The organism is Streptomyces sp. CA-181903 (assembly GCF_050937075.1).
In the GTDB taxonomy this organism is placed as follows: domain Bacteria; phylum Actinomycetota; class Actinomycetes; order Streptomycetales; family Streptomycetaceae; genus Streptomyces.
The window spans coordinates 2,416,832-2,442,487 of sequence record NZ_JBNJLY010000001.1; the positions used below are offsets into that span (position 1 = coordinate 2,416,832).

At 73.8% G+C, this 25,656-nt stretch carries 28 protein-coding genes and 1 pseudogene; 19 read left to right on the forward strand and 10 right to left on the reverse strand.

Translation table 11 applies throughout. The features are described 5' to 3' along the window. Window positions 1-103 precede the first annotated feature (103 nt). The 5 genes from ACQEVS_RS10770 (at window position 104) to ACQEVS_RS10790 (ending at window position 5,317) form a co-directional block, all read left to right on the forward strand. Complete coding sequence (locus ACQEVS_RS10770) at window positions 104-790, forward strand: TetR family transcriptional regulator (RefSeq protein WP_433018573.1); 687 nt, start codon at window positions 104-106, stop codon at window positions 788-790. Between the two features lie 130 nt (window positions 791-920). Next, window positions 921-2,150 carry an alpha/beta hydrolase gene (locus tag ACQEVS_RS10775; RefSeq protein ID WP_433018576.1) on the forward strand — a complete coding sequence of 410 codons (1,230 nt, stop codon included), beginning with the start codon at window positions 921-923 and terminating at the stop codon, window positions 2,148-2,150. A 62-nt stretch (window positions 2,151-2,212) separates the two neighbouring features. Continuing rightward, a complete protein-coding gene (locus ACQEVS_RS10780; RefSeq protein ID WP_433018579.1) occupies window positions 2,213-3,082 on the forward strand; it encodes a DUF4429 domain-containing protein in 870 nt (289 codons plus the stop codon). A 628-nt stretch (window positions 3,083-3,710) separates the two neighbouring features. Further along, a complete protein-coding gene (locus tag ACQEVS_RS10785) occupies window positions 3,711-4,643 on the forward strand; it encodes a sensor histidine kinase (RefSeq protein WP_433018582.1) in 933 nt (310 codons plus the stop codon). Beyond that, entirely contained in the window at window positions 4,640-5,317 is a 678-nt protein-coding gene (locus ACQEVS_RS10790) for a response regulator (protein ID WP_185940675.1), read from the forward strand. Before ACQEVS_RS10785 ends, ACQEVS_RS10790 begins: the two co-directional genes overlap by 4 nt. Here ACQEVS_RS10790 and ACQEVS_RS10795 read toward each other — a convergent pair. Continuing rightward, window positions 5,281-5,760 carry a MerR family transcriptional regulator gene (locus ACQEVS_RS10795; protein ID WP_433018585.1) on the reverse strand — a complete coding sequence of 160 codons (480 nt, stop codon included), beginning with the start codon at window positions 5,758-5,760 and terminating at the stop codon, window positions 5,281-5,283. The genes ACQEVS_RS10790 and ACQEVS_RS10795 overlap by 37 nt on opposite strands. Window positions 5,761-5,900: 140 nt before the next feature. Between ACQEVS_RS10795 and ACQEVS_RS10800 the strand changes: the two genes are divergently transcribed. Further along, window positions 5,901-6,728 carry a serine hydrolase domain-containing protein gene (locus ACQEVS_RS10800; protein ID WP_433018588.1) on the forward strand — a complete coding sequence of 276 codons (828 nt, stop codon included), beginning with the start codon at window positions 5,901-5,903 and terminating at the stop codon, window positions 6,726-6,728. 239 nt (window positions 6,729-6,967) lie between these two features. Here the strand turns inward: ACQEVS_RS10800 and ACQEVS_RS10805 are convergent, their stop codons facing one another. Next, a complete protein-coding gene (locus ACQEVS_RS10805; protein WP_433018591.1) occupies window positions 6,968-7,621 on the reverse strand; it encodes a pirin family protein in 654 nt (217 codons plus the stop codon). 57 nt (window positions 7,622-7,678) lie between these two features. Here ACQEVS_RS10805 and ACQEVS_RS10810 point away from each other — a divergent pair, with 57 nt between their 5' ends. The 5 genes from ACQEVS_RS10810 to fabF all read left to right on the forward strand — a co-directional run bounded on the left by ACQEVS_RS10810 (window position 7,679) and on the right by fabF (window position 12,616). Next, window positions 7,679-8,854 (forward strand): PucR family transcriptional regulator, encoded by a 1,176-nt coding sequence (locus tag ACQEVS_RS10810; protein ID WP_433018594.1) that lies wholly within the window; start codon window positions 7,679-7,681, stop codon window positions 8,852-8,854. A gap of 98 nt (window positions 8,855-8,952) precedes the next feature. Next, a complete protein-coding gene (locus tag ACQEVS_RS10815) occupies window positions 8,953-9,900 on the forward strand; it encodes an ACP S-malonyltransferase (RefSeq protein ID WP_433018597.1) in 948 nt (315 codons plus the stop codon). A gap of 12 nt (window positions 9,901-9,912) precedes the next feature. After that, a complete protein-coding gene (locus ACQEVS_RS10820; protein WP_433018600.1) occupies window positions 9,913-10,929 on the forward strand; it encodes a ketoacyl-ACP synthase III in 1,017 nt (338 codons plus the stop codon). 108 nt (window positions 10,930-11,037) lie between these two features. Then, complete coding sequence (locus ACQEVS_RS10825) at window positions 11,038-11,286, forward strand: acyl carrier protein (protein ID WP_433018603.1); 249 nt, start codon at window positions 11,038-11,040, stop codon at window positions 11,284-11,286. Window positions 11,287-11,353: 67 nt separating this feature from the next. Further along, complete coding sequence (gene fabF, locus ACQEVS_RS10830) at window positions 11,354-12,616, forward strand: beta-ketoacyl-ACP synthase II (protein WP_433018606.1); 1,263 nt, start codon at window positions 11,354-11,356, stop codon at window positions 12,614-12,616. A 71-nt stretch (window positions 12,617-12,687) separates the two neighbouring features. Here fabF and ACQEVS_RS10835 read toward each other — a convergent pair whose 3' ends face one another. Both ACQEVS_RS10835 and ACQEVS_RS10840 read right to left on the reverse strand, forming a co-directional pair. Continuing rightward, window positions 12,688-13,578, reverse strand: coding sequence for an NAD(P)-dependent oxidoreductase (locus ACQEVS_RS10835; protein WP_433018609.1), 891 nt, complete (start codon window positions 13,576-13,578; stop codon window positions 12,688-12,690). 47 nt (window positions 13,579-13,625) lie between these two features. Next, on the reverse strand, window positions 13,626-14,120 hold the full coding sequence (locus ACQEVS_RS10840; RefSeq protein WP_433018612.1) for a DUF3145 domain-containing protein: 495 nt from the start codon (window positions 14,118-14,120) through the stop codon (window positions 13,626-13,628). Window positions 14,121-14,441: 321 nt separating this feature from the next. Between ACQEVS_RS10840 and ACQEVS_RS10845 the strand changes: the two genes are divergently transcribed. Further along, window positions 14,442-15,335, forward strand: a complete 894-nt coding sequence (locus tag ACQEVS_RS10845) for an SGNH/GDSL hydrolase family protein (protein ID WP_433018615.1) — start codon at window positions 14,442-14,444, stop codon at window positions 15,333-15,335. Between the two features lie 127 nt (window positions 15,336-15,462). Here the strand turns inward: ACQEVS_RS10845 and ACQEVS_RS10850 are convergent, their stop codons facing one another. Next, window positions 15,463-16,263: an MgtC/SapB family protein gene (locus ACQEVS_RS10850; protein ID WP_433018618.1), complete on the reverse strand. Its 801-nt coding sequence runs from the start codon at window positions 16,261-16,263 to the stop codon at window positions 15,463-15,465. A gap of 109 nt (window positions 16,264-16,372) precedes the next feature. On the opposite strand from ACQEVS_RS10850, the gene ACQEVS_RS10855 reads away from it, so the two are divergent. Then, window positions 16,373-17,656, forward strand: coding sequence for a pyroglutamyl peptidase (locus ACQEVS_RS10855; RefSeq protein ID WP_433018621.1), 1,284 nt, complete (start codon window positions 16,373-16,375; stop codon window positions 17,654-17,656). A gap of 10 nt (window positions 17,657-17,666) precedes the next feature. Continuing rightward, on the forward strand, window positions 17,667-18,404 hold the full coding sequence (locus tag ACQEVS_RS10860) for a carbon-nitrogen hydrolase family protein (RefSeq protein ID WP_433018624.1): 738 nt from the start codon (window positions 17,667-17,669) through the stop codon (window positions 18,402-18,404). A 155-nt stretch (window positions 18,405-18,559) separates the two neighbouring features. Here the strand turns inward: ACQEVS_RS10860 and ACQEVS_RS10865 are convergent, their stop codons facing one another. Further along, entirely contained in the window at window positions 18,560-18,988 is a 429-nt protein-coding gene (locus ACQEVS_RS10865) for an organic hydroperoxide resistance protein (protein WP_004946798.1), read from the reverse strand. Window positions 18,989-19,022: 34 nt separating this feature from the next. Continuing rightward, complete coding sequence (locus tag ACQEVS_RS10870) at window positions 19,023-20,045, reverse strand: NADP-dependent oxidoreductase (RefSeq protein WP_433018627.1); 1,023 nt, start codon at window positions 20,043-20,045, stop codon at window positions 19,023-19,025. A gap of 88 nt (window positions 20,046-20,133) precedes the next feature. On the opposite strand from ACQEVS_RS10870, the gene ACQEVS_RS10875 reads away from it, so the two are divergent. The 4 genes and pseudogenes from ACQEVS_RS10875 (at window position 20,134) to ACQEVS_RS10890 (ending at window position 22,742) form a co-directional block, all read left to right on the forward strand. Then, on the forward strand, window positions 20,134-20,598 hold the full coding sequence (locus ACQEVS_RS10875) for a MarR family winged helix-turn-helix transcriptional regulator (RefSeq protein WP_433018630.1): 465 nt from the start codon (window positions 20,134-20,136) through the stop codon (window positions 20,596-20,598). A 46-nt stretch (window positions 20,599-20,644) separates the two neighbouring features. Then, window positions 20,645-21,240: pseudogene (locus ACQEVS_RS10880) on the forward strand (hypothetical protein). A gap of 146 nt (window positions 21,241-21,386) precedes the next feature. After that, window positions 21,387-21,989, forward strand: coding sequence for a sortase domain-containing protein (locus tag ACQEVS_RS10885; RefSeq protein WP_433018633.1), 603 nt, complete (start codon window positions 21,387-21,389; stop codon window positions 21,987-21,989). A 24-nt stretch (window positions 21,990-22,013) separates the two neighbouring features. After that, window positions 22,014-22,742 (forward strand): YoaK family protein, encoded by a 729-nt coding sequence (locus ACQEVS_RS10890; RefSeq protein WP_433018636.1) that lies wholly within the window; start codon window positions 22,014-22,016, stop codon window positions 22,740-22,742. On the opposite strand, the gene ACQEVS_RS10895 is transcribed toward ACQEVS_RS10890, so the two are convergent. The 3 genes from ACQEVS_RS10895 to ACQEVS_RS10905 all read right to left on the reverse strand — a co-directional run bounded on the left by ACQEVS_RS10895 (window position 22,717) and on the right by ACQEVS_RS10905 (window position 24,273). Further along, window positions 22,717-23,142, reverse strand: coding sequence for an OsmC family protein (locus tag ACQEVS_RS10895; protein ID WP_433018639.1), 426 nt, complete (start codon window positions 23,140-23,142; stop codon window positions 22,717-22,719). The two genes, ACQEVS_RS10890 and ACQEVS_RS10895, sit on opposite strands and share 26 nt — an antisense overlap. A gap of 107 nt (window positions 23,143-23,249) precedes the next feature. After that, a complete protein-coding gene (locus tag ACQEVS_RS10900; protein ID WP_433018642.1) occupies window positions 23,250-23,888 on the reverse strand; it encodes a histidine phosphatase family protein in 639 nt (212 codons plus the stop codon). Then, entirely contained in the window at window positions 23,881-24,273 is a 393-nt protein-coding gene (locus ACQEVS_RS10905; RefSeq protein ID WP_433018645.1) for a thioredoxin family protein, read from the reverse strand. Before ACQEVS_RS10905 ends, ACQEVS_RS10900 begins: the two co-directional genes overlap by 8 nt. Window positions 24,274-24,462: 189 nt before the next feature. On the opposite strand from ACQEVS_RS10905, the gene ACQEVS_RS10910 reads away from it, so the two are divergent. Next, entirely contained in the window at window positions 24,463-25,515 is a 1,053-nt protein-coding gene (locus ACQEVS_RS10910; RefSeq protein WP_433018648.1) for a DUF1259 domain-containing protein, read from the forward strand. Window positions 25,516-25,656: the final 141 nt, after the last annotated feature.

Consider the following 25,656-nt stretch of genomic DNA (forward strand, 5'->3'; position numbering starts at 1 on the left):
GGCAGCCACTGACAATTGACAAACAGTGCCTTGAGTCGTTATCTGACAACTTGTCCAGAGCACTATTCTGGCCAGCGGAAACACCGAGCAGAGGCAGGGATCCATGCAGGCGATCGACGGCGTGGCGGAGCGTGAGACGCTCCTCGGACTGCGGGAACGCAAGAAGCAGCGGACACGGAACGCCCTGACCCTGCACGCCCTGGAGCTGTTCGCCCGCAAGGGGTACGACGGCACCACCGTCGACGAGATCGCCGAGGCCGCCGACGTCTCCCAGCGCACCTTCTTCCGCTACTTCGCCAACAAGGAGGAGGTCGCGCTCGCCCTCCAGGAGATCGAGGAGGCCGTGGCGCTCGACGCCCTGGAGTCCCGCCCGCCGGAGGAGCCGCCGCTCACCGCGATGTGCCAGGCGGCCCTGGCCACGTGGGACGCGATGAGCCGCGCCATCGAGGACGTCGTCCCGCTCGAACTGCACCTGACCACCCAGCGCATGATCGAGTCGACCCCGCCGCTGCTGGCCGCCCGGCTGCGCCGCCTCGGCCACCTCGAGGACCGGCTGGCGGCCGAGATCGCCCGTCGCGAGGGCGTCGACCTGGCCACCGACCCCCGGCCGCGGGTCCTGGTCGCCGCGTGCAGCGGGGTGTTGCGGGCCGCGTCCCGGGTCTGGGGCGAGAAGGAGAACGGCGACCTGGACGATCTGCTCCGCCTGGTCACGGACTACCTCGGACTGCTCGGCCCGGCCCTGACCGACGCCTGGCGGACCCCGACGGAGGCCGGCCCGGACCCCAGGTGACCCACGGGGCGCCGGCCGGTGGCGGAGCCGAGTGAGGCAGCGCACGTATGTCCAGCGTCACTTGCGATCAAACGTGATCCTCGCCACTGTCTTGGCGGACGCGCCGTCCTTTCTCCTAGTGTGGTCCGCGGTGACTTCCTTCCCGGAGCTCGGCTCTCCCTCCTCGCCGTGGACGAACACGGCCACGGTCTGGCGCGCACTGCTCGCGCTCACCGTGGTCTTCGTCATGCTGACCACGACCGGCTGGACCGCCGTCCGCGGCCGCGGCGCGGCGGCCGACCCGCGCCGCGCGGCGCTGACGGCCTGGCTGCACGGCAGCGTCGCCGGGCACCCGCTCCCGTCCCCCTACGCGGACCCGGGCGTGCTCGGACGGTTCTTCGCCGCCCTCTCCCGCCCCGACCGCACCCGGCTCGCCGACCGCTACCCCCTCGTCGTCGGCAACCTCAACGGCGCCCCGGTGTCCCTCCGCTACCGCGCCAACCGGACGGCCCTCACCCAGGCCCGTACCGTCGAGGAGCGCCGCACCCGCGACAACGGCCTCACCCCGGCCGGCCGCTACGAGGCCAAGCGGCGCATGCACCGCTTCGACTCGCTGCTCTCCCACGACCGGCAGATCCTCGCCTTCGACCCGAGCGGCACCGGACGGGTCGCGGAGGTCCTCGGCGACCTCGAACACGCCGAGCGGGTGTCCGTCGTGGTGCCCGGTGTCGATACGAACGTCCTCACGTTCGAGAAGAGCGGACGTCCGTACGCCGCCCCCGTCGGGATGGCCGACGCCCTGTACACCACCGAGCGCAGCATCCGCCCCGCCGCCCGTACCGCCGTCATCGCCTGGGCCGACTACACCTCGCCCGCCGGCGTGGGGGTGGACGCGGCCACCGGCAAGCTCGCCGCCGAGGGCGCGCTGCGGCTGCGCGCCCTGGTGCGCGGACTGCCCGGCGGCTCCTCCGTCTCCCTCTTCTGCCACAGCTACGGCTCGGTGGTGTGCGGCGTCGCCGCCCGCGACCTCGACACCCGCGTCACCGACATCGCCGTCGCCGGCAGCCCCGGCATGCGCGCCCGGAACGTCTCCGACCTGCACACCAGCGCCCGGATATGGGCCATGCGCGACGCCGACGACTGGATCAGGGACGTCCCGCACATGGAGGTCGGCGGCCTCGGCCACGGCGCCGACCCCGTGTCCGACGGCTTCGGCGCCCGCCTGCTCTCCGCCGCCGACGCCGACGGGCACGCCGGCTACTTCCGGCCCGGCACCGTCAGCCTCGCCAACTTCGCCCGCCTGGGCACCGGGGACACCAGCGGAATCCGCTGCTCCCCGTCCGACACCGACTGCGCCGCCGGCACCACCGCCCCCCGCTGACGCATGACGCGCGTAGCTCCGGAGGGGGGACGCGCGGGCGGGCGCCGCATACGATGACCCGCATGGGTGATGTGCTGGCCGGTTTCCACACCGTCTGGGAGTTCGACACCGACTCCGTGCTCATCCGCTTCGAACGGGGGATCCGGACACCGAAGCTGCTCCAGGCGCTCGGTGAACGGCGCATCCCCTACGAGGCGCTCGCGGCGGTCGAACACGTGCCGGGCAGACGCGGCACGGTGGTGCTGCGCGCCGTGCCCAGGCCCGGCGCCGATCCGCTGATGGACGCCGCCGACGGCCAGTTGAAGGAGGGCACCGACCCCTACCGGCTGGTCCTGCCCGCCGAGCGCGCCACCCTCGCCGAGTACTACGCCGAGGAGATACGCGCCCTGCTCGGCCCCGACGCGGCCGAACCCGCGGAACACCCCCTCGTCACCGCCCCCGAGCCACCGCGCTCCTTCAAGGCGTACGACGGCCGGGCCACCTTCGACGGCCGGACCGTCGCCTTCCGCTGGTTCTGGTCCGGCGCGACCTCCGCCAAATGGAAGGCCGGTGACCAGCGCTTCGCCATAGGCGAACTCGCCGACGTCCAGTGGCGCTCCCCCGACCTCATGGGCGGCCACCTCCGCCTCGTCCTCCGCGACCCGGAACGGCCCACACCCGGGCAGGTGGACCAGGATCCGGCGTCCGTGGTGTTCGGGATGGGGTACGGGCCCGTGCACGAGTCCTTGCCGTTCGCGGCGGCGGTGCTTCAGTCTGTGCGGGCGTCGTCGCCCGTGCCGGTGGCGCCGTCTCCGTCCCCGTCGCCCGCGGCGCGGCCCGATCCCGGGGCCATCGCGGATCGGATCCGGCACCTTGGGGATCTGCATTCGGCGGGGTTGCTGACGGATGAGGAATTCAGCGCGAAGAAGGCGGAGTTGCTGGCGGAGCTTTAGGGGTGCCCTTCGGGTGGGGGTGCCCCGGTCCCGCCCCTTCGCCGTTTCCTGGGGCTGCGCCCCAGACCCCGCTTTTCGCGGCTTCGCCGCTCGTCCTCAAACGCCGGATGGGCTGGATAGCGCGCCCGGGCGCACACTTCAGCCCGCCCGGCGTTTGAGGGCAACCGCGCGAAGCGCGGTTTGGGGGGTCCGGGGGCTTGCCCCCGGGAATCGGCGAAGGGGCGGGGCCGGGGCACAGCCCGCCGCAGGCGTCCCGCCCCCTCCCACGCCCCTTCCCTTACGCTGAGCGAGCCATGCCCAAAGCCTCACTCCGCCACCGCCTCCCCCACGCCCTCACAGCCCTCCTCACAGCGATCCTCCTCCCGGTCACGGCGACGATCCTCCCGAACGACTACGGCGTGCACCCGGGCCTGGCCCTGCTCTACGCCACCCTGGAGACCGGCCCCCTCCTCCTCGCCGTCCGCAAGCCCCTCCTCGCCTGGGCGATCACGTTCACCGCGGGGACCGCCTGCGCCCTCACCATCCCCCGGAGGCGGCACCGCACGGCGTCTGGCCCTGGCCCCCCACCCTCCTCATCGCGTACCTCCCGATCCTGTTCTTCCTGGGCCTGCGCGCCCGCGCCCGCACGATGCTGGCGGTCTGGGCCGGCTACACGGTCCTGAGCTACGGCTTCGACGCCTCCGATCCGCAGCGCAGCAACGGCAGTTGGCTGATCGTGACGCTGCTCGGCGGCACACTGCTGCTGCTCGGCGCGGCGTTGCAGAGGAGCGACCGGGCGCAGCGCGCCCTCGACGAGCAGGCGACGATCAGCGAGGCCGAGCGGGCCCGCCGGACGCTGCTGGAGGAGCGTGCGCGGATCGCCCGCGAGCTGCACGACGTCGTCGCCCACCACATGTCGGTGATCACCGTGCAGGCGGACAGCGCCCCGTACCGCATCGCGGGCCTGCCGCTGGAGGCCACCGAGGAGTTCGGCACGATCGCCGCCACCGCGCGCGAGTCGCTGAGCGAGATGCGCCGGCTGCTGGGCGTGCTGCGCAGCGAGGACGCGGGGCAGGGCGGCGGGGAGCGGACCCCGCAGCCCGGCGTGGACCGGATCGGGCAGCTGGTCGAGGCGACGGTACGGGCCGGGCAGCCGGTCGAGCTCGCGCTCGACAGGGAAGCGGCACCGGAGCGACTGCCGCAGGCCGTGGACCTGTCCGCGTACCGCATCGTCCAGGAGGCCCTGGCCAATGCCGTCCGGCACGCGCCGGGCTCCGACACCCGCGTCTCGGTCGCGGCGGACGCCGAGGGGCTGACCGTCCTCGTCGTCAACGCCCCCGCCGGCCGCCCGCACGTCCCGCTGGAGACCACCGGCACCGGCCACGGCCTGGTGGGCATGCGCGAGCGCGTCCGCCTGGTCGGCGGCAGCCTCGACACCGGCCCGCTGCCGGACGGCGGCTTCCGGGTGGCGGCCCGGCTGCCGTACGCGGCGGAGGCGCAGGACGCGCCGGACGCGCCGAGTCCCGTCACCGAACCGACAACGCCGACCGCGCCGACAGACAAGGAATCCCCGGCCGCATGACCATCAAGGTGATCATCGTCGACGACCAGGCGATGGTGCGGGCGGGCTTCGCCGCCCTGCTCGCCGCCCAGCCCGACATCGACGTGGTGGGGGACGCCCCCGACGGCGTCCGGGGCGTGGAGCTGAGCCGCACCGTCCACCCGGACGTGGTGCTGATGGACGTCCGTATGCCGGAGATGGACGGCCTGGAGGCCGCCCGCCGCCTCCTCGACCCCCCGGCCGGGGTCGTCCACCGCCCGAAGGTGCTGATGCTGACCACCTTCGACGTGGACGACTACGTCTACGAGGCGCTGCGCGCCGGCGCCTCCGGCTTCCTCCTCAAGGACGCGCCGCCGGCCGACCTCATCTCGGCGGTCCGGGTGGTGGCGGCCGGCGAGGCGCTGCTCGCGCCGTCGGTGACCCGCCGCCTCATCGCGGACTTCGCCCGGCAGCGACCCGCCCCGCGCCGGGACCGCTCACTGCGGCTGAAGGGTTTGACGCCACGCGAGACGGAGGTACTGGAGCTGATCGCCCGCGGGCTGTCCAACCAGGAGATCGCCGGATCGCTGGTGCTGGCGGAGCAGACGGTGAAGACGCACATCGGGCGGGTGCTGGCCAAGCTGGGGCTGCGCGACCGGGCCCAGGCGGTGATCTTCGCCTACGAGTCGGGCCTGGTGAAGCCGGGGGCGGCGTAGCGCTCCTCGTCGGCGCGCCGGGCCTCCGCGTACCGGTCGATCTTCCGGTCGAGGACGTCGAGCGTGCTCCTGAGCTCGGCCATCCGCCGCCGGACGTCCTCGCGGTGCGCGCTCAGCAGCCGTTCGCGCTCGGCGACCGTCGCCTCGCCCTCGCGGACGAGTTCGGCGTAGCGGACCATGTCCGCCACCGGCATCCCGGTCAGCCGCAGCTTGCCGACCAGGTCCAGCCAGTCCAGGTCGCGGTCGGTGTAGCGGCGCTGGCCCGTGTGGGAGCGGTCGACGTGCGGCATCAGGCCGATCCGCTCGTACCAGCGCAGGGTGTGGGCGGACAGTCCGGTGTACGCGGCCACCTCGCCGATCGTGTACCGGCCGCGGCCGGCGCCCCGGACGCGGCGTCCGGTGTCGGCCGGCGCCCCTGCCGGTGTGGTGTCGATGACGGTCATACGCTGGCTCCCCCTCGTGTCCCCGCGGTCCCTTCCGGCACCCTGTTCACTCCTGGGCAACGCCGAAGCGGTGCGCCGCACTCCGCACCCCCGGATCCTTGACGGAATCTTGGACCTGCCGAGTGGCTTAGGCTCGTCCCATGGAGAGCCTGCAGAGCCTGCGGAAGATCGAGAACTGGCCGGTGCCGACCGCCGCGGCGGCCGTCGTACGGGCCGACGGAACGGTGGCCGGAACGCACGGACCGACCGCGCACCGCTTCGCCCTCGCCTCGGTCACCAAACCGCTCGCCGCCTACGCCGCGCTCATCGCCGTCGAGGAGGGCGCGATCGAACTCGACGAGCCCGCCGGCCCGGCCGGCTCCACGGTCCGTCACCTCCTCGCCCACACCTCGGGACTGGCCTTCGACGAACACCGTCCGGCGGCCGAGCCCGGCACCCGGCGGCTCTACTCCAACGCCGGCTTCGAGGTCCTCGGCGACCACATCGCCAAGGCGACGGACATCCCGTTCGCCGAGTACCTCCGCCAAGCGGTCCTGGAACCCCTCGGCATGACCGCCACCGACCTCCCCGGCTCCCCCGCCAAGGACGGCGTCTCCACCGTCGACGACCTCTGCCGCTTCGCGGCGGAGTTGCAGGCACCGCGGCTGCTCTCGCGCGAGACGCTGGCCGAGGCGACGACGGTCGTCTTCCCCGGCGTCACCGGCGTACTGCCCGGGTACGGCCACCAGCGGCCCAACGACTGGGGGTTGGGATTCGAGCTCCGCGACGGCAAGTCGCCGCACTGGACGGGCTCCCTCAACTCGCCGCGCACATACGGCCACTTCGGGCAGTCCGGGACGTTCCTGTGGATCGACCCGGAGGCGGGGGCGGCGTGCGTCGCCTTGACGGACCGGGACTTCGGGGCGTGGGCGGTGAAGGTGTGGCCGGCGTTGTCGGATGCGGTGCTCGCCGAACTCGGCGGGGAGTAGCCCCAACCCCTCCCCCAGAGGGGGCACCCCCATTCACCGTTTCTTGCGGGGGCAAGCCCCCGCACCCCCGAAACCGCGCTCCGCGCGGTTGTCCTCAAACGCCGGACGGGCTGGATAGCGCGCCCGGGCGCACACTTCAGCCCGTTGGGGGTGCCCCCTCTGGGGGAGTTTGAGGACAAGCGGCGGAGCCGCTTTCACGGGGTCTGGGGCGCAGCCCCAGGAAACGGCGAAAGGGCGGGTCAGGGGCACCACACCAAAACCTCAGCCCCACCCCCCACCGCAACCACATCCAGTCCCGAAGCATCACGCACCCGAGCCGAGTCCCCTGCCGTCAGCTCCTCCTCCCCCAGCCCCACAACCCCCCGCACCACGTGCGCATAGAGCCACTCCGCCGCAGGCAGGGCGCACCGCTCACCGGCTCGGGGGCGCAGGACGTGCAGCGCCGCACCAGCGTTCGGGACCGCGAGCACAACCCCGTCGCGCACGGAACGCGCCACCTCGTACGCCGGCGCGCCACCGCCCTCGACCGGATCGAGCCACATCTGCACGAACCGCAGCGGCACCCCGGAAGCATTGCGTTCCACATGCCGAACCCCCGCCCCGGCACTCAACCACTGCACGTCGCCAGGACGGACCGTCACGACATGCCCGGCCGAGTCCTCATGCGTCAGCTCCCCCTCCACCACCCACGTCACGATCTCCACGTCCCGGTGCGGGTGCTCGTCGAACCCCGCGCCCGGCGCGAGCGACTCCTCGTTGCAGGCGATCAGCGGGCCGAAGCGCACGTTGTCGGGGTCGTAGAAACCGGAGAAGGAGAACGCGTGCCGCGTCACGATGCCGGCCTCCGCGTCCCCTCCGCGATACCGTTCCGCCGCCCGCCACAGCTCGATCATCGGGCTACGGTAGCCCGGCCGCCCCGTGGCGCACCCGAATAGGGCAGGCTTGTCCCCGTGCCTGAATCCGCCGCTCACCCACCGCATCCGCACAGCGCCACCCTGCGCAACCTGGAGAAGTCGTCCGGGACCCTGGCCGCCGCCGCCATCGCCAGGATGGACGCGCAGCTTCCGTGGTACCGGGCGATGCCGCCGGAGAACCGCTCGTGGATCGGGCTGGTGGCCCAGGCCGGCATCGCGGCTTTCACGGAGTGGTTCCGGCATCCGGAGACCCCGCAGGCGATCAGTACGGACGTCTTCGGGACCGCGCCCCGCGAGCTGACCCGGGCGATCACTTTGCGCCAGACCGTGGAGATGGTCCGGACGACGATCGAGGTCATGGAGTCGGCGATCGACGAGGTCGCCGCGCCGGGTGACGAGTCGGCGCTGCGTGAGGCGCTGCTCGTCTACGCCCGGGAGATCGCCTTCGCCACCGCACAGGTGTACGCGCAGGCCGCCGAGGCGCGTGGCGCGTGGGACGCGCGGCTGGAGTCGCTGGTGGTCAACGCGGTGCTGTCGGGCGAGGCGGACGAGGGGGTGCTGTCCCGGGCCGCGGCGCTGGGCTGGAACTCGCCGGCGCACGTCGCGGTGGTGCTGGGGACGGCGCCGAACGGCGACAGCGAGCTGACCGTGGAGGCCATCCGGCGGGCGTCCCGGCACGCCAAGCTCCAGGTGCTGACCGGGGTGCTGGGCACCCGCCTGGTGGTGATCGCCGGGGGCAGCGACAACCCGCTGCAGGCGGCGAAGGCGCTGATCGGGCCGTTCGCCGCCGGGCCGGTGGTGGCCGGTCCCGTCGTCCCCGATCTGCTGGCGGCGACCCGTTCCGCGCAGGCCGCCGCGGCGGGCCTGAAGGCGTGCGCGGCCTGGCCGGACGCCCCCCGCCCGGTGCTCGCCGACGATCTCCTGCCGGAGCGCGCGATGGCCGGTGATCCTGTGGCGCGGGTGCAGTTGGTGGAGGAGATCTACAGACCGCTGGAGGAGGCGGGTTCGGCGCTGCTGGAGACGCTGAGCGTCTACCTGGAGCAGGCGAGCAGCCTGGAGGGCGCGGCGCGGATGCTGTTCGTCCACCCAAACACCGTGCGGTACCGGCTCCGACGTGTGACGGACGTCACCGGATGGTCACCCTCCGATGTCCGCTCGGCCTTCACCCTCCGCATCGCGCTGATCCTGGGGCGTCTGGCCGCCGCCGAGTGACAGCCGTAGGCTTTTGTGGAACGCAAACAATTCCCCTGACGGTTCTTCGTCCCTGTCCCCACGGGTGGCAGAACCCGTCCACGAGAGAGAGTGTGAGGGTGCTCGTACTCGTCGCTCCCGGCCAGGGCGCTCAGACGCCCGGCTTCCTGACCCCCTGGCTCGACCTTCCCGGTGTCGCCGACCGCCTGCGGGAGTGGTCGGAGGCCATCGACCTGGACCTCGTCCACTACGGCACGAACGCCGGAGAGGAAGAGATCCGGGACACCGCCGTCGCCCAGCCGCTGCTGGTCGCCGCCGCGCTGGTGTCCGCGGGCCGGCTCTTCCCCGCCGGCGATGACGTCGCACGACTGGTGGGTGCCACCGCCGGGCACAGCGTCGGCGAGCTCGCCGCGGCCGCCCTGGCGGGCGTGCTGTCCGAGCGGGACGCGATGCTGCTCGTCCGCAAGCGGGGCCTGGCGATGGCCGAGGCCGCCGCCGTCACCGAGACGGGCATGTCGGCGCTGCTGGGCGGGGAGGCCGACGTCGTCCTCCCGCATCTGGAGAAGCTCGGCCTGACCCCGGCGAACGTCAACGGCGCCGGTCAGATCGTTGCCGCCGGTACCATGGAACAGCTGGCGGCGCTCGCCGCGGACAAGCCCGAGGGCACCCGCCGCGTCGTGCCGCTGAAGGTCGCGGGCGCCTTCCACACCGAGCACATGGCCCCGGCGGTCTCCGTCCTGGAGGCCGCGGCCCGCGAGCTGGAGCCGGCCGACCCGCGCACCCGCTACGTCTCCAACCGCGACGGAGCGGTGGTGACGGAGGGCGACGATGTCGTGCGGCGGCTGGTCGGCCAGGTGGCCAACCCGGTCCGCTGGGACCTGTGCATGGAGACCTTCAAGGAGCTGGGCGTCACGGCGATCATCGAAGCGGCCCCCGGCGGCACCCTGACGGGCATCGCCAAGCGCGCCCTGCCCGGTGTGCGGACGCTGGCGCTGAAGACGCCGGCCGACCTCGATGCCGCCCGCGAGCTGATCGCCGAGCACGCCGCCGACTCTTCGGCCGCGTAAGGAGCCCCGGACATGACTGCCAAGATCAAGCCCTCCAAGGGCGCGCCGTACGCGCGCATCATGGGCGTCGGCGGCTACCGCCCGGTGCGCGTGGTGCCCAATGAGGAGATCCTCAAGCGCATCGACTCGTCGGACGAGTGGATCCGCTCCCGTTCCGGCATCGCCACCCGGCACTGGGCCGGCCCCGAGGAGACGGTGGCCACCATGTCGGTGGAGGCCGCGGGCAAGGCCATCGCCGCCGCCGGGATCACCCCGGAGCAGATCGGTGCCGTGCTGGTCTCGACGGTGTCGCACTTCAAGCAGACCCCGGCCATCGCCACCGAGATCGCCCACCGGATCGGCGCCGGCAAGCCGGCCGCCTTCGACATCTCCGCCGGCTGCGCGGGCTTCGGCTACGGCCTGACCATGGCCAAGGGCCTGGTCACGGACGGCTCGGCCGAGTACGTGCTGGTCATCGGCGTCGAGCGGCTGTCGGACCTGACGGACCTGGACGACCGTTCCACAGCGTTCCTGTTCGGCGACGGCGCCGGCGCCGTGGTCGTGGGCCCGGCCCAGGAGCCGGCCATCGGCCCGACGGTGTGGGGCTCGGAGGGCGACAAGGCGGAGACCATCCGGCAGAACCTGCCGTGGGACGTCTACCGCGAGAGCAGCGAGGTCCGCACCGAGGTCCGCTTCCCGGCCATCACGCAGGAGGGCCAGGCGGTGTTCCGCTGGGCCGTCTTCGAGATGGCGAAGATCGCCCAGCAGGCGCTGGACGAGGCCGGCATCACCGCCGACGACCTGGACGTCTTCATTCCGCACCAGGCGAACATGCGGATCATCGACTCGATGGTCAAAACGCTGAAGCTGCCGGAGAATGTCGTGGTCGCCCGGGACGTGGAGACCACCGGGAACACCTCGGCGGCCTCCATCCCGCTGGCCATGGAGCGCCTCCTGGCCACCGGGGCGGCGAAGAGCGGCGACACCGCGCTGCTCATCGGCTTCGGGGCGGGTCTCGTGTTCGCCGCGACGGTCGTTACCCTCCCCTAGGCGAGATCCGCCCGGAACGGCACCAGCCGACCACGGCGCGGGAGCTCTCCACAGCAGTTCCCTGAGCAGTTTTTCCAGATCCACCGCACAATTAAAAGGAGCGCCACCATGGCCGCCACGCAGGAAGAGATCCTCAAGGGCCTCGCCGACATCGTCAACGAGATCGCCGGCATCCCGGTCGAGGACGTCAAGCTGGACAAGTCCTTCACCGACGACCTGGACGTCGACTCGCTCTCCATGGTCGAGGTCGTCGTCGCCGCCGAGGAGCGCTTCGACGTGAAGATCCCCGACGAGGACGTCAAGAACCTCAAGACGGTCGGTGACGCGGCCGACTACATCGCCAAGCACCAGAGCTGATCCCGCGTTCGTCGCCACCCCGGCGGGTGGCGTTTCCAGCACCTCTATTCGTGGAGACAGAATTCCTGTGAACTCGACCAATCGCACCGTGGTCGTCACCGGTATCGGCGCAACCACACCGCTGGGTGGCGACAGCGCGTCTACCTGGGAAGGGCTGCTCGCCGGTCGCTCCGGCGTGAAGTCCCTGGAGGGCGAGCGGTTCGCCGACCTCCCGGTCCGGATCGCCGCCACGGCGGCGGTCGACCCGTCCGAGGTCCTGCCCCGTCCCCTCACCCGCAAGCTCGACCGGTCGGCGCAGTTCGCGCTGATCGCGGCCCGTGAGGCGTGGGCCGACGCGGGCTACACCGCCCGGGCCGGCGAGGACGCGGCCATCGCCCCCGAGCGGCTGGGCGCGGTCATCGCCTCCGGCATCGGCGGCGTGCAGACCCTGCTCGACCAGTACGACGTGCTCAAGGAGAAGGGCGCCCGCCGCGTCTCCCCGCACACCGTGCCGATGCTGATGCCCAACAGCCCGTCCGCCAACGTCGGCCTGGAGGTGAACGCCCAGGCGGGCGTGCACACCCCGGTCAGCGCCTGCGCGTCCGGCGCCGAGGCCATCGGCTACGCCGTGGAGATGATCCGCACCGGCCGCGCCGACGTGGTCGTCGCGGGCGGCACCGAGGCGGCCATCCACCCGCTGCCCGTCGCGGCCTTCGCCAGCATGATGGCGATGTCCAAGAACAACGACGAGCCGGAGAAGGCATCCCGCCCCTACGACAAGGCCCGTGACGGCTTCGTCCTCGGCGAGGGCGCCGGCGTCATCGTGCTGGAGTCGGCCGAGCACGCGGCCCGCCGCGGCGCCCGCGTCTACTGCGAGCTGCTGGGCCAGGGCCTGTCCGCGGACAGCCACCACATCGCCCAGCCCGAGCCCACCGGCCGGGGCATCGCCGCGGCGCTGCAGGGCCTGCTGGAGTCCAGCGACCTCAAGCCGTCCGAGGTGATGCACCTCAACGCGCACGCCACCTCGACCCCGCAGGGCGACCTCGCGGAGATCAAGGCGCTGCGCAAGGTCCTGGGCGACGACCTCGACCACGTCGCGGTCTCCGCCACCAAGTCGATGACCGGCCACCTGCTGGGCGGCGCCGGCGGCATCGAGACGGTCGCGACCGTCCTGGCCCTGTACCACCGCACGGCCCCGCCGACCATCAACATCGACGAGCTGGACGACGGGATCGACGCGGACGTCGTCCGCGAGAAGCCCCGCGAGCTGCCCGGGGGCACCATCGCGGCGATCAACAACTCGTTCGGTTTCGGCGGCCACAACGTGGTGCTGGCCCTGCGCACGGTCTGACGCCCGCCTGGCGCGTTGATGACGCACGAGGGCCCGCCCGGTCGTTCACCGACCGGGCGGGCCCTCGGCGTTCACCCCTCCCGCGGTTCCTCGAAGCTCGCGAAGTACGACGCCGCCATGTCCTCGTCGCCGTGGCCCTGTTCGACGGCCCGCCGGAAGCGCTCCGCGCCGGCCGCCGCGACGTCGAGCCGTACGCCGGCCCGCTCCCCGGCGGCCACGATGAGGCGGGCGTCCTTCTCGGCGGTGGCGGTCGCGAAGCTCGGCGGGGTGAGGCCGCCGTCGAGCAGCAGGGCGGACTTGGCCCGCAGGTAGCCCATGTCCAGCGGGCCGCCCTCGACGGCCGCCAGGAAGTCCCGGGCGTCCACGCCCAGCCCCGCGGCGAGCGCCAGCGCCTCGGCGGCGCCGTGCGTGACGGTCAGCACCCAGCTGTTGAGCACCAGCTTGAGCCGGGAGGCGCTGCCCGCGGCGCCGTCCTCGCCCGTCCACACCGTCCGGGTGCCGACGGCGTCCAGGACGGGGGCGAGCGCGGGGCGGACGGCGGTGGGCCCGGCGGCGAGGACGGTGAGTTCGCCCTTCTCGGCCGGTGCCCGGGTGCCCAGGACCGGGGCGTCCACGAGGACGACGCCGTACTCGTCGGCGAGGGCCGCGAACTCGTCGAGGACGTCGAGGCCGGCGGTGGTCGACTGGAGCCACACCGCGCCCGGCCGCAGCCCGGGGGCGGCCCGGCGCATGACGTCCAGGACGGCCGCGCCGTCGTACAGCATGGTGAGGACGGTGCCGGCGTCGCGGGCGGCGTCGGCGGGGGTCCCGGCGATCCGGACCCCGTCGGAGGCGAGCGGTTCGGCCTTGGCCGGGTCGCGGTTCCAGGCCCGGACGTCGAGGCCCGCGCGGGCGAGGTTGCGGGCCATGGCGGCGCCCATGATGCCGGTGCCGAGGACGGCGACGGAAGCGGTGTCGGTCATGCCGGAACCGTACGGGCTGGAGCGCGCTCGAGGGCAAGCCCCGCCGGTCACACCACCTGGTGCAGCCATCGCACCGGCGCGCCCTCGCCCGCGTGCCGGAAGGGTTCCAGTTCGTCGTCCCAGGGTTTGCCGAGGAGGGCCGCGACCTCGGTGGGCAGGTCGGTCTCGCCGCGCTGGGCCCGGTTCAGGGCGGCGCGGAGGCGGTCCTCGGGGATCAGGATGTCGCCGTGGACGCCGGTGACCGCGTGGAAGACGCCGAGGTCGGGGGTGGAGCTGTAGCGCTCGCCCTCGGTGCCGTCGGCGGGGTCGGCGGTGACCTCGAAGCGGAGGAGGTGCCAGCCGCGGAGGGCGGAGGCGAGGCGGGAGGCGGTGCCGGGACGGCCCTGCCAGGAGAATTCGGTGCGCCAGGTGCCGGGGGCGGCGGGCTGCCGGATCCAGTCGAGGGTGGCGCGGGCGCCCAGCACCCCTTCGACGGCCCATTCGACGTGCGGGCAGAGTGCGCGCGGTGCGGAGTGCACGTAGAGAACGCCACGTGACGTCACCGGGACCTCCAGTGCGGTTCGAGGTTCGCCTTCCCCAGGGCCTCGCGGCCGTTTCGGTCCCGCCCGGGGCGGCACCGGGCGTTCGTCCCCATGGCCCCTCCCGCACCAGCTCGCGAGGTTACCAACAGTAAACACCATAGGGGGCAATTTTCCGGAAAGGGACAGGATGTGACGTGTTGTGATCCGGCGCAGTGGTGGTGCGGACAGGACCGGTAAGGCCCCGGTCACTCCCGGGAGGAACCCCGCACGCGGTCGGGATGCCGGCCGGGTGACGTACCGTCGGTCCAGGACACCTGTCACCCGGCCGGAGGGGGAAAGACGATGCGCACCAGCACCGACCGCCCGTCGCGTGCCGCCGCCGCGGCGCTGACGGCGGTGGCGGCGCTCACCGCGGGACTGCTCACCGCGGGCTGTGACGACCGGGCCCCCGGCACGGCCGCGGAGCGTCCGGCGGCGAAGCCGAGAGCGAGCGCCGGGCCCGTCTGGAACACCCGGCCCGACTCACTCGCCTCCCTGGGCGACTCGATCACCCGGGGTTTCGACGCCTGCCGGCTGCTCAAGGACTGCCCGGAGGTCTCGTGGGCCACCGGCACCGAGGTGGACAGCCTCGCGGCCCGACTGCTGCCGTCGCCGGAGACGCGGAGCTGGAACTTCGCGCGCACGGGCGCCCGGATGGCCGACCTCCCCCGCCAGGTCGCCGCGGCCGTTCCGCACCGGCCGCAGCTGGTGACGGTGCTGCTCGGGGCGAACGACGCCTGCCGGGCCGACGTGGCCGAGATGACGCCGGTGAAGGACTTCCGGGCCGACTTCGAGAAGTCGCTCAAGGAGCTCCGCCGGTCGCTGCCGAAGACGCAGGTGTACGTGGCGAGCGTCCCCGACCTCAAACGGCTGTGGTCGGAGGGGAGCAAGAGCCCTATGGGCAAGCAGGTGTGGAAGCTGGGGATCTGCCCGTCGATGCTGCGGGACTCCGACCTGGTGGACGCCCCCACCCGGGAGCGGCGGGAGCAGGTGGACCGGCGGGTGACGGAGTACAACGCCGCCCTGGAGGACGTCTGCCGCCGGGACCTGCTGTGCCGCTACGACGGCGGGTCGGTGCACTCCTACGGCTTCACCGGCGCGGACCTGAGCCACTGGGACTGGTTCCACCCCAGCAAGGAGGGCCAGCGGCGGCTCGCCGAGCTCGCCTACCGGCGGATCACGGCGGGAGGCCGCTGACGCCGGGACGCGGCGGGAGGCCGGGGGCGGGGTCCGTCAGGTGACCCCGCCCCCGCCCGTTCCGCACGGTAGCGGATGATCGCCCTTCGACGGGCCAACTCGCCCGTCCTGTACGCGCGTTCGACGGTCATTCGGTGCTGTCGCGGTGGGCGCGCAGCCCCACGTCGAGGACGCCCTCCCAGTCCGCCAGCTCCTCGACGAGCGGATGCGCGGGCTTCCACCCCTCCAGCCCCAGCACCACCTCCGCCTCCCGGCCCTTCCCCTTGCCCTTGCCGCTCTCGCCCTCCCGGGACTCGGAGTGGATGTGCACGTCCGTGACCCGGAACCCCTGGCTGGTGCAGAGCTCCAGGACCCGGCCCAGCACCCCGCGGCGCGTCCGGTAGGAGAGGAGCAGCTCGAACCGCTCGACCGTGGGGACGGCCGTCAGCCGGCGGGTGAGCAGCGGGAAGCCGCGGACGACGAGGAAGTGCACCACCGTGGCGGCGGCGGCGAGCAGCGGCAGGCCGCCGCCGCAGGCCATGCCGACGGCACAGGTGAGCCAGATGGTCGCGGCGGTCGTCAGGCCGCGGACCGCGTCCCGGCGGACGAAGATCAGGCCGCCGCCGATGAAACCGATGCCGGAGACGATCTGCGCGGCGACCCGCGAACCGTCGAATCCCGTGCCGGCCAGCCCGTTCGCCGGGCCGAAGCCGTGCAGGGAGACCTCCACGAAGAGGGCGCTGCCCACCCCGACCAGGGTGTGGGTGCGCAGTCCCGCGCTCTTCTGCTGGAGTTCGCGCTCCAGGCCGATGAGGGAGGAGAGGAGCAGGGCGAGGCCCAGTTCGGTGAACTGCCGGGCGCCCTGGCCGCCACCGCCGAACAGTGCGGCCGCCCGGGGCAGACCGAGGGATATGAGGGGGTGCGCTCCGATGAACTCGGCTGTATGCATGTGTCATTGTGGCGTGAAAGCAGTGCTCCGGGGGCTGGAATCGTTCGGCACGAGGGCCCGGGTAGCTGCCTCTTCCGCGATGTGGGCAACGCTGATTTCATACGGCCCCATGAACCCCACCACGCTCGCATCGCGACTTCCGGGCGCCGTCCTCGTCGCCTCCGCGCTGGCCCTGGCCCCTCTCGCCGTCCCGGCGACCGCCGCCCCCGTGCCCGTACCGTCGTCCACCCAGGAGGAGAGCCGGCTGGACGGCCGGGCGCCCCAGGAGATCCTGCGGCGCTCCGGCTTCGACGCGGCCGCCGGCGAGCTCGCCGGGGCGCTCGCGCACGCCCGGACGCCCGGGCAGGCCGAGCGGGCCACGGCCGACGCCGGGCACCGGCTGTGGCGGAAGGCCGTGGCCCGGGTCCAGGGCCGTGGCTTCGCGGCCGGGGACCTGGCGCGCGACGACGACCGGCCGCTGTACTGGGCCCGGCTGAGCATGACCCGCGAACTCCGGCGCTGGAAGCCGGCGTTCACGCTGTCGGACGCCCGTCGGACGGCGTTGCTGGACGTGCTGGAGCGCGGCTCGCGCGGCCAGGACTCGATCGACTTCCCGGCCGGGTCCAAGGTCAAGCGGGTGCTGGTCACCGGGTTCGACCCGTTCCAGCTCGACGGGGACATCCGGCGCTCCAACCCGTCGGGCGCGGCGGCGCTCGCCCTGGACGGCACGGTGATCGACACCCCGTCGGGTCCGGCCCGGGTGGAGGCGGCCGTCTTCCCGGTGCGCTGGGAGGACTTCGCGCGGAGCACGGTGGAGCGGACGCTGCTCCCCCACTTCCGTCCCGGGCCCCGCCGGGTGGACCTGTTCACCACCATCAGCCAGGGCCGCCCGGACCGCTTCGACGTGGAGCGGACCAACGGCGCCTGGCGCGGCGGCGGTACGGACAACGAGCGGCTCCGGGGCGGCCCCGGCCTGGTGCCGATACCGGCCGGGATCCCCACCGTCCGCCCGCAGCCGCAGTGGACGCGGACCTCCCTGCCGTACGCCGCGCTGGCCTCGGCCGCCACCGGCCCGTTCCCGGTGCACGACAACACCGAGGTCACCGAGGTCCCGGCGGGCTCGGACACACCCGTCGTCCGGCCCGACGGGCCGACGCCCGGGTCGGCGGCGCGCGCGGGCGGCGGGGGCGACTACCTGTCCAACGAGATCGCCTACCGGGCGACGCTGCTGCGCGACGCGACGCGGCTCGCGGTGCCGGGCGGCCATCTGCACACGCCGGTGCTGCGGTTCGGCGCGGACAACGGCTCGCCGGACGGCCGCGTCACCGACCCGGAGTTCGAGCGGAACCGGCAGGAGATCACCGCGCAGGTCCGGGCGCTGCTCGGGGTGGCCGCGGGAACCCTCCGGCGGTGATGATGGGCGCATGATCATCGCGAGTGCGCAGTTCACGGCCCGGCCGTGCGACATCGGGGCCAATGTCACCACCATGGCCGGGCTGGTCCGCGAGGCGGCCGGGCGGGGCGCCGCGCTGGTCGCCTTCCCCGAACTGGCCGTCACCGGATACGAGTTGGCGGCGGTCGCCGTCGACCCCGGCCGGCTCGCCCTGGAGCCGGACGACGCCCACCTGAGCCCGCTCCGCGAGGCGTGCCGGGAGACCGGCACGGCGGCCGTCGTCAACTGCGCAGGGAGCCCCCGGGAGGCCGGGTCCGGCCCGACGATCAGCGCGTTCGCATACGGGCCCGACGGCGTGCCGCATGTCCGCTACGACAAGCGGCACGTGACGGAGAAGGAGGCCGCCGCCGGCTTCGCGGCCGGCCCCGAGGAGGGCGGCCGGTTTGTCCTGGACGGCGTCCGGATCGGCCTGGCGATCTGCTACGACGTCGACTTCCCCGACATCGCCGCCCGCGCCGCGGCGGACGGCTGCGCGCTGCTGGTGGCCACGTCCCTCTACGGCAGCGACGGCGGCCGGGAGGAGCGGGACCGGCTGTTCCCGGCACTGGCCCGGGACCACGGGATGCATGTGCTGCTCGCCAACCACGTGGGCCCGGCGGGCGGTTACGTCGGCTGCGGCGGCAGCGGGGTGTGGGGGCCGGACGGCGCCCTCCTCGCCGCGGCGCCGGAGGAGGCGCCGGGCGTGGTGACGGCGGACGTGCCGCTCTGACGGCGTCCGGGCCGCGCGGGTGTCCGGGCCGCGCGGACGTCCGGCCCGCGCGAGCGTCCGGCCCGAGCGGACGTCCGGCCCAAGCAGACGTCCGGCCCGAGCGAGGGCCCGGGCCGCGCGGGCGTCACCCGACGGCGTCCGGCCCCCGCGCGGCGTCAGCGGACGGAGAGGGTGACCTCGATGTTGCCGCGGGTCGCGTTGGAGTACGGGCAGACCTGGTGCGCCTTCTCGACGAGGGCGAGGGCGGTGGCCTCGTCCACGTTCGGGATGTGCGCGGACAGGGCGACCTTCAGGCCGAAGCCGCCCTCCGGGGTCTTGCCGATGCCGACCTCTGCGGTGACGGTCGAGCCGGAGATGTCGGCCTTCTCCTGGCGGGCGACGACGCCCAGCGCGCCCTGGAAGCAGGCGCTGAAGCCGGCGGCGAAGAGCTGCTCGGGGTTGGTGCCGGCGCCGCTGCCGCCCAGCTCCCTGGGCGGGTTGACGACGACGTCGAGCTTGCCGTCGTCGCTGGCGACGCGGCCGTCGCGGCCGTTCTCGGCGGTGGCGACGGCGGTGTAGGCGACGTCGACGGGCTGGATGCTCATGGGGGCTCCTGAGAGGTGCGAGGGGGAAGGGGGGTCAGTCGGCGAGGGAGACGATCATCTTGCCGGTGTTCTCGCCGCGCAGCATGCCGAGGAAGGCGTCGGCGGTGTTCTCGATGCCGTGCACGACGGTTTCGTCCCGCTTGAGGGCGCCGGACCGGATCCAGCCGCCGACCTCCTCGAAGAACTGCGGCCGCAGGTGGGCGTGGTCCATGACGATCATGCCCTGGAGGCGGATCCGGTTCTGGATGAGCAGGCCGAGGTTGCGCGGGCCGGGGGCCGGCTCGGTGGCGTTGTACTGGGAGATGGCGCCGCAGATGGTGGCGCGGCCGTGCAGCCTGAGCGCGCCGATGGCCGCCTCCAGGTGCTCGCCGCCGACGTTGTCGAAGTAGACGTCGATGCCGTCGGGGGCCACCTTGGCGAGCTGCTCGGCGACCGGGCCGTCCTTGTAGTTGAAGGCGGCGTCGAAGCCGTACTCCTCGACGAGGCGGCGGACCTTCTCGTCCGAGCCGGCGCTGCCGACGACCCGGGAGGCGCCCTTCAGTTTGGCGATCTGCCCGACCTGGCTGCCGACGGCGCCGGCCGCGCCGGAGACGAAGACGGCGTCGCCCTCCTTGAAGGAGGCGACCTCCAGCAGGCCGGCGTAGGCGGTCAGGCCCGGCATGCCGAGCGCGCCGAGGTAGGCGGAGAGCGGTACGTCGCCGGCGTCGGCCTTCACCGCGTACTTGGCGTCGAGGACGGCGTGCTCGCGCCAGCCCAGGTCGTGCAGGACGTGGTCGCCGACGGCGAAGCCCTCGGCGCGGGAGGCGACGACCACGCCGATCGCGCCGCCGGTCATCGGCTTGTCCAGCGCGAAGGGCTCGACGTACGTCTTCCGGCCGGTCATCCGGCCGCGCATGTACGGGTCCACCGAGAGGTGCAGGTTGCGGACCGCGATCCGGCCCTCGGCGGGCTCGGCGAGCGGGATCTCGCGGAGGTCGAAGTCGGCGGGGGTGGGGGTGCCCTTGGGGTAGGAGACGAGGTGCCAGGCGCGGGTGGTGGCGGGAAGCGGTGCGGTCATCGGAAGGACCTCCTACGTTGTTTCAGGTACTGAAACAATAGTTGACCTAGATATTTTAGGTTGTCAAGCAACTGGGTACTCTTCTTCCATGGCCCCGCCGACACCCCGCCCCGACCCCGTGACGATCGAGGTCGTCGAGCTGATCGCGACCGTCGTCACGCGCTACCACGAGGAGTACGACGAGGCGGCCGGCCGGCACGCCCTCACCGGCGCCCAGGCCCGGCTCCTCGCTCTGCTGTCCAGGGAACCGCTGCCCATGCGCCGGATCGCCCGGAAGCTCAAGTGCGAGCCGTCCAACGTCACCGGCATCGTCGACCGCCTCGCCGCCCGCGGCCTGGTCGAGCGCCGGCCCGACCCGGCCGACCGCCGCGTCAAGCTGGCCGCCGTCACCGAGGACGGCCGGGAGACCGCGCGGCAGCTGCGGGAGGAACTGGACTTCGCCAGGGAGCCGCTGGCCGGGCTCTCCGCCGGCGAGCGGCGGCACCTGCGCGACCTGCTGCGGCGGGTGGTGGGCGGGATACCGGACGGGGAGGACACGCCCGAACCGCACTGAGGCGGAACCGTCCTCGCGGCCCCGCCGCCACCGCGCCCACGGCACGATGGAACCCATGGATCCCACGGACCCCACGGGCACAGCGCCCCTCACCCCCCTGGACTTCCAGCTCGTCCTCCTGCGCCGGATGGCCGACCACCAGCCCGGCCTGGTCGAGGACGCCCTGCGGGAGCTGGACACCGGCCGCGCCGCCATGCGGGAGGCCAACCGGCGCTGGCAGGCCATGCTGCGCTCGCCGCGCCGGCGCGGGGCCGGCGCCCGCTACCGGTCCGTCCTCGGCCCGCCCGAGACCGTCGGCGAGCGCCGGATCGGCGACCTCACCATGGAGGCCGCGGCCTGGCCGGTCCCGCTCTGGCCCGACCTGCGGTTCGAGGTGCTCACCGCGCCCGGCGGCGCGGTCTGGAACGAGTGGCTGGTCCGGGCGACCGGCGCCCCCTCCCCGCCCCGCGCACCGTCGAGGAGCTGCGGCCCTGGTCGTGCACGGTGGACGAGGTGGCCCGCGCGTTCGCCCCGGCCCGCCCGATGGAGGGCACCGCGCCGACCCGCTGGCAGCTGGCCTTCGCCGCCCCCGACGCGTCCGGCGAGCGGCGGCAGCACGTGGCGGAGTTCACCTGGGGGCTCTTCCAGCGGCTGGTGCGCTGATCCCGCCGTCTCCCCGGGGCGATCCCGCCGTCTCGTCCTTTCGGCCGAGGCGGGCGCGGAGGGACCGGCCGTTTACCCGAAGCGGTCCGCCGCCCGGGGTCCGTAGCGTGGGCGCGTCCCCTGCCCCCGTCCCGGACGGAACCCCCATGGCTCCCTCCCACCGCCCCGCCCTGGCCCGGACCCTGCTGGTCCTGGCCGCCCTGGTGCTGCCGGTGGCCCTGCTGACCGGGCTGACCGGCTGCTCCTGGGGCGGGATCGACAACTCCAAGGCCATCGGCACCCCCGCCTCCCCCGACGAGCCGCAGCGGGTGCGGATCCCCTCCCTCGGCGTGGACAGCCCGCTGCTCCGCCTCGGCACCGACCGGGACACCGGCCGCCCGGTGCGGCAGCCGCCGAAGGACCACAGCGGCACCGCGGGCTGGTGCACCGGCAGCGCCCTGCCCGGCCGGCCCGGCACCGCCGTCCTCGTCGGACACCGCGACGACGGCGACGGGAGCGGCGTGTTCCGGAAGCTCGGCACCCTGCGCGAGGGCGCGGCGGTCGACGTCGAGCGCGGCGACGGAAAGGTGCTGCGCTTCACGGTGACGTCCGTCCGCACCCTGGACGCCGACGCGGCGTTCGCCGCCCGGAAGGAGCACCCCACCGGCCCTCCGGAGCGCGCCCTGCGGCTCGTCGCCTGCGCGGGCGACGGCCCCGGCGGGCGGTCCGGGCACCGCTTCCTCGTCGTCGACGCGCTCCTGCGATCATGACGGCCCGCCGCCGACCATGAGGGCGTGACGCCCCGGCCCCTGCTCGCCGCGCTGCTCGCGCTCACCGTGGTGGGCGGGGCGCTCGACGCCGTCAGCTATCTCGGCCTCGGCCACGTCTTCACGGCCAACATGACCGGCAACGTCGTCGTCCTCGGCTTCTCCGCCGCCGGCGCGGCCGGCTTCTCGGTCCCCGCGTCGGCGCTGGCCCTGGGCGGCTTCCTGTTCGGGGCGCTGCTCGGCGGCCGGTTCGGGACGGCGATGGCGGGCCGCTCCCGGCGGCTGTGGCTGGGTGGGGCGCTGACGGCGGAGGCGCTGCTCACCGGCGGCGCGGCGGCGCTGGCGGCCGGCTTCCCGGGCGGCCTCCCCGGCGGTCTCCCCCACGACGAGGCCCGCCGCTTCGCCATGATCACCGTGCTCGCCGTGGCGATGGGCGTACGGGTCGCGACCGTCCGCGCGCCGGCCGTGCCGGACATGATGACGACGATCCTCACCCGCGTCCTCACCGGCATCGCCGCCGACTCCCGGCTCGCCGGCGGCTCCGACCCCCGGCTCGGCCGGCGGCTGGGCTCGGTACTGGCCATGGCCCTCGGGGCGTTGGCCGGCGGCTGGCTGCTGATCCACCACGGCCCGGTGTGGCCGCTGGCCCTCGCTGCCGGCGCGGTGGCGCTGCTCGCCGCCGGCTGCCTGGCGGCCGGTACCGGGCGTCAGCCCGGCACCGGCCCGGGCGTCAGCCGAGCTCGGCGGAGAGGGTGATCGTCGTCCCGGCGAGCGCCTGGCTGACCGGGCAGTTCTTCTTGGCGTCCTCGGCCGCGGCGGCGAAGCCCTCCTCGTCCAGGCCGGGCACCGTGCCGCGGACGTAGAGGTGGATGCCGGTGATGCCCTCGCCCGGCTGGAAGGTGACGTCGGCCTTGGTCTCCAGGCGGGTGGGCGGGGTGCCCGCGCCGGTCAGGCCGTGCGAGAGCGCCATGCTGAAGCAGCTGGAGTGGGCGGCGGCGATGAGCTCCTCGGGGCTGGTCTTCCCGTTGGCCTGCTCGGCGCGGGACGGCCAGGAGACCGGCTGCGAGCCGATGCCGGACGAGTCGAAGGTGACGGTGCCGCTGCCGTTGAGCAGCTCGCCCTCCCAGACGGTGTGCGCGGTGCGGGTGGTGGCCATGGCGGTCCTCCAGGGATGTGACGGAAACCGGGGCGCCCGGGCCCCGGAACACGGCTGAGCGATCGGACGGTACGGCCGTACGGCCATCGGGGCGACACCCCGTCCGATCATCCGGTTCCGTTCCCCGGCCGCCCGGCTCCGACACGCCCGTCCGGGGCCGGTGTGTTCCAGGCCACCAGGGCCGGCCGGTCGTGCTCGGTACCGATCCGGCTGACGGTCCCGGTGTCCAGCCGGAACAGGGCGCCCGCCGCGGGCGGCAGACCGAGCCGCCGGGCCGTCAGCACCCGCAGGAAGTGCGCGTGGGCGACGAGCACGACGTCCCCGTCGTCCCCCGCCAGCCAGGGCGCGATCCGGGCCAGCACCCGGTCGGCGCGGGCGCCCACCTCGGCGGGCGTCTCCCCCGGGTGCCCGTCCGGGCCGGGGACCACGCCGTCGTCGAAGAGGAACCAGTCCGGCCGCTCCTTCCGGATCTCGGCGGTGGTGATCCCCTCGTAGCCGCCGTAGTCCCACTCCCGCAGGTCGGGTTCGATCCGTACGTCCCGCAGCCCGGCCAGTTCGGCGGTGCGCAGGGCGCGGGCGCGCGGGCTGGCCAGGACGTGCGCCACCGGGCGCTCGGCGAGCAGCGGGCGCAGTGCCGCCGCCTGCCGTTCGCCCCGGGCGGTCAGCGGCAGGTCGGTCCAGCTGGTGTGGAGGCCGTCGCGGCTCCACTCGGTCTCGCCGTGCCGGACGAGGAGGAGCTCACTCACCGTCCCGCTGCTCCTTCCGGTCCTTCTGCTCGCGTGCCACGGCGGCGCGCACCTCGTCCATGTCGAGGGCGCGGGCCTGCCGGATCACGTCCTCCAGCGCGGCCTCGGGGAGCGCCCCGGGCTGGGCGTAGACGGCGATGTTGTCGCGGACGACCATCAGGGTGGGGATCGAGGTGATCTGGAAGGCGGCGGCCAGCTCCGGCTGCGCCTCGGTGTCGACCTTGCCGAACAGCAGGTCCTCGTGGCGCCCGGCCACCCGCTCGTAGACGGGGGCGAACTGCCGGCAGGGGCCGCACCAGGCGGCCCAGAAGTCGATCAGGACGAACCCGTGCTCCGAGACCGTCCCGTCGAAGTTCTCCTTGGTGAGCTCCACGGTGCTGCTCATGTGCCTTCTCCCGCTTCCGTCGGCCGGCCCGGTGGTGGATCCCGTTCCCGGACCCGGCAGCCCCAACCCCGAACCGGCGCGCCCTATTCCGCGGCCGGCGCGCCGTTCCGCAGCCACCGGATGGCCTACAGCCGCCTCCGCGGCGAACCGGTGTGACCGTGGTTACATCATCGCCGGAGGTGCGTTTGTATGACCGGCGACCGACCGCAGAGCGGTGGCAGAACCGACGACGAGCAGGTCCGTACATCGACGTCCCAGACCTCGCGGCGCCTGGTGCTGGCCACCGCCGCCCTGGCGCCGATACTGGCCGGGCTGGCCGGCCCCGCCCCGGCCAGGGCCGGGACCGCCGTGCCGGGGACCACCGACCCGTGCGGCAGGCGCCGCGCGCTGGTGCACCCGGCGACCACCAGCGAGGCGGACTGGGAGGACGTCGTCGACGTCCTCCAGCACCGGGGCCGGCTCGCCAACAACCAGGTCTACCGCATGGGCTTCCTCCGCCAGGACCTGAAGGTCACCTCGTACGGCTACGCCCTCACCCCGGCCCTGGGCGTCGGGTCGTTCGTCTCCTTCCTCCGCTACGAGGACGGCAAGGTGATGATGATGGGCGACATGGCGGTCACCGAGCGGGAGATGCAGCGCGTCATCGACATCCTCGACGCGCACGGCATCACCCAGACCGCCATCCACAAGCACCTGTTGGCGCACGATCCGGCGGTCTGGTGGATGCACGTCCACGGGATGCACGACGACGCCACCTACCTGGCCGGCGCGCTCCGCTCGGCCCTGCAGGCCACCGGCACCCCGCCCGGTTCCGGAGTGCCCGTCAAGAAGCCGCTGGACCTGGACACCTCCGGCATCGACCGGGCGCTCGGCGCCCAGGGCGACACCGAGGGCGAGATCTACAAAATCGTCTTCGCCCGCAACGAGACCGTCATCGACCACGACCGGATCCTGCCCCGGATGACCGGCTCGACCACCGCGATCTCCTTCCAGCCGGTCGGGAAGCGCAAGGCGATCGTCAACGGCGACTTCGTGATGCTGGCCCACGAGGTGCAGGACGTGGTCAGGGCGCTGCGGCGCGGCGGGATCGACATCGTCTCGATCCACAGCCACATGCTCACGGACGACCCGCGCCTGTTCTTCCTGCACTTCTGGGGCGTCGGCGACGGCGTCCGCCTGGCCCGCGCGCTGCGTGCCGCGGTGGACCGGACGAACGTCTCGGCCGCGGTGGCCCTCGGCTGAGGACGGCCCGGGAGGCGGGGCCGGATCGCGGGCGTGACGCCCTCGGGACCCGCCGCCTCCGGCGGGGGCACCGGCCCGAGCCGCGGCGTTCGGCGCCGTTCACGACGGCGTCCGCACCCCGGACCGGGCGCGCCTCGTCCG

Bases quoted from the DNA above. Each gene is read 5' to 3' on its own strand.
- ACQEVS_RS10820 (WP_433018600.1), top strand. From the start codon at position 9,913: ATGACTGCCAAGATCAAGCCCTCCAAGGGCGCGCCGTACGCGCGCATC.
- ACQEVS_RS10795 (WP_433018585.1), bottom strand. From the start codon at position 5,760: ATGACCGTCATCGACACCACACCGGCAGGGGCGCCGGCCGACACCGGA.
- ACQEVS_RS10850 (WP_433018618.1), bottom strand. From the start codon at position 16,263: ATGCATACAGCCGAGTTCATCGGAGCGCACCCCCTCATATCCCTCGGT.
- ACQEVS_RS10790 (WP_185940675.1), top strand. From the start codon at position 4,640: ATGACCATCAAGGTGATCATCGTCGACGACCAGGCGATGGTGCGGGCG.
- ACQEVS_RS10865 (WP_004946798.1), bottom strand. From the start codon at position 18,988: ATGAGCATCCAGCCCGTCGACGTCGCCTACACCGCCGTCGCCACCGCC.
- ACQEVS_RS10780 (WP_433018579.1), top strand. From the start codon at position 2,213: ATGGGTGATGTGCTGGCCGGTTTCCACACCGTCTGGGAGTTCGACACC.
- ACQEVS_RS10770 (WP_433018573.1), top strand. From the start codon at position 104: ATGCAGGCGATCGACGGCGTGGCGGAGCGTGAGACGCTCCTCGGACTG.
- ACQEVS_RS10875 (WP_433018630.1), top strand. From the start codon at position 20,134: ATGGCCCCGCCGACACCCCGCCCCGACCCCGTGACGATCGAGGTCGTC.
- ACQEVS_RS10825 (WP_433018603.1), top strand. From the start codon at position 11,038: ATGGCCGCCACGCAGGAAGAGATCCTCAAGGGCCTCGCCGACATCGTC.
- ACQEVS_RS10785 (WP_433018582.1), top strand. From the start codon at position 3,711: ATGCTGGCGGTCTGGGCCGGCTACACGGTCCTGAGCTACGGCTTCGAC.
- ACQEVS_RS10870 (WP_433018627.1), bottom strand. From the start codon at position 20,045: ATGACCGCACCGCTTCCCGCCACCACCCGCGCCTGGCACCTCGTCTCC.
- ACQEVS_RS10845 (WP_433018615.1), top strand. From the start codon at position 14,442: ATGCGCACCAGCACCGACCGCCCGTCGCGTGCCGCCGCCGCGGCGCTG.
- ACQEVS_RS10835 (WP_433018609.1), bottom strand. From the start codon at position 13,578: ATGACCGACACCGCTTCCGTCGCCGTCCTCGGCACCGGCATCATGGGC.
- ACQEVS_RS10905 (WP_433018645.1), bottom strand. From the start codon at position 24,273: ATGAGCAGCACCGTGGAGCTCACCAAGGAGAACTTCGACGGGACGGTC.
- ACQEVS_RS10805 (WP_433018591.1), bottom strand. From the start codon at position 7,621: ATGATCGAGCTGTGGCGGGCGGCGGAACGGTATCGCGGAGGGGACGCG.
- ACQEVS_RS10910 (WP_433018648.1), top strand. From the start codon at position 24,463: ATGACCGGCGACCGACCGCAGAGCGGTGGCAGAACCGACGACGAGCAG.
- ACQEVS_RS10860 (WP_433018624.1), top strand. From the start codon at position 17,667: ATGATCATCGCGAGTGCGCAGTTCACGGCCCGGCCGTGCGACATCGGG.
- ACQEVS_RS10895 (WP_433018639.1), bottom strand. From the start codon at position 23,142: ATGGCCACCACCCGCACCGCGCACACCGTCTGGGAGGGCGAGCTGCTC.
- ACQEVS_RS10885 (WP_433018633.1), top strand. From the start codon at position 21,387: ATGGCTCCCTCCCACCGCCCCGCCCTGGCCCGGACCCTGCTGGTCCTG.
- ACQEVS_RS10800 (WP_433018588.1), top strand. From the start codon at position 5,901: ATGGAGAGCCTGCAGAGCCTGCGGAAGATCGAGAACTGGCCGGTGCCG.
- ACQEVS_RS10855 (WP_433018621.1), top strand. From the start codon at position 16,373: ATGAACCCCACCACGCTCGCATCGCGACTTCCGGGCGCCGTCCTCGTC.